The organism is Streptomyces sp. NPDC000410, from assembly GCF_040300305.1.
Taxonomy (GTDB): Bacteria; Actinomycetota; Actinomycetes; order Streptomycetales; family Streptomycetaceae; genus Streptomyces.
Window position 1 is genome coordinate 1 of record NZ_JBEPDM010000142.1, and the last position, 1,155, is coordinate 1,155.

1 protein-coding gene is annotated in these 1,155 nt (G+C 67.7%); it reads right to left on the bottom strand.

Annotated features, from left to right (window positions below; all coding sequences use genetic code 11):
* Positions 1–1,085, bottom strand: a protein-coding gene (locus ABT342_RS38130; protein WP_351584226.1) for an IS3 family transposase whose coding sequence is annotated in 2 segments (ribosomal slippage) — positions 1–798 and positions 801–1,085 — 1,083 coding nt annotated over the 2 segments. Because the reading frame shifts where the segments join, the coding sequence is not laid out codon by codon here. This gene is flagged as partial in the annotation.
* Positions 1,086–1,155: the final 70 nt, after the last annotated feature.

Consider the following 1,155-nt stretch of genomic DNA (forward strand, 5'->3'; position numbering starts at 1 on the left):
GCGGCGCCGGTGGTAGGTCCGCTCGATCCAGGTCACGATCGCGATCCGCAGTTCTGCGCGGGTGGTCCAGCTTTGGCGGTCGAGGACGTTCTTCTGCAGCAGGCTGAAGAACGACTCCATGGCCGCGTTGTCGCCGGCTGCCCCGACCCTCCCTATCGATCCGGCCATGCGGTGCCGGTCGAGTGCCCGGACGAACTTCCGGGACCGGAACTGCGATCCGCGATCGCTGTGCAGGATGCATCCGTCGACGTGTCCGCGCCGGGCCGCGGCGTTGTCCAGGGCGGTCACGGCCAGGCGGGACTTCATCCGCGTGTCGATGGAGTAGCCCACGATCCTGTTGCTGAACACATCCTTGATCGCGCAAAGGTACAGCTTGCCGTCGCCGGTGGCGTGTTCGGTGATGTCGGCGAGCCACAGCCGGTTCGGGCCACTCGCGGTGAAGTCACGACGGACGAGATCGTCGTGCACCGGCGGGCCGGCCTTCTTGCCCCGGCCGCGTTTCTTCCCGAACACGCTCCACCAGCGGTTCTCCCGGCAGATCCGCCACGCGGTGCGGTCGGCCATCGCGGCCCCGCTGCCGCGTGCTTCATCGGCCAGGAAGCGGTAGCCGAATTCCGGGTCCTCTCGGTGGGCGTCGAACAGCGCGTTCGCGCGATAGGCCTCCTCCAGCACGGCGTCGGGCACCGGCTTGTCGAGCCAGCGGTAGTCGGGCTGTCTGGCGAGCTTGAGCACCCGGCACGTCACCGAGACGGGCGTTCCGTCCGCGGCCAGCTCTTTCACGAGCGGGTAGATCCTTTTCCCGGCAGATGCGCCTGCGACAGATAGGCCGCGGCCCGACGCAGGACCTCGTTCTCCTGCTCCAGCAGCTTGATCCGCCGACGTGCCTCGCGCAGTTCCGCGTTCTCCTGACTGGACATCCCCGGCTTGGAGCCGTCGTCGATGTCCGCCCGGCGCATCCATTTCCACAACGTCATCGGGTGGACCCCGAAGTCGGTGGCCACCTGCTCGACCGTCACACCCGGACCACGGTTCCTCGCGACCCGCACGACGTCCTGGCGGAACTCTTCCGGATAGGGCTTGGGCACAGCGACATCCTTCCCACCTGCCCCACAGGGCAAGCCACTTCAGATGTCACCCGATCGTGCGGCAGACCCG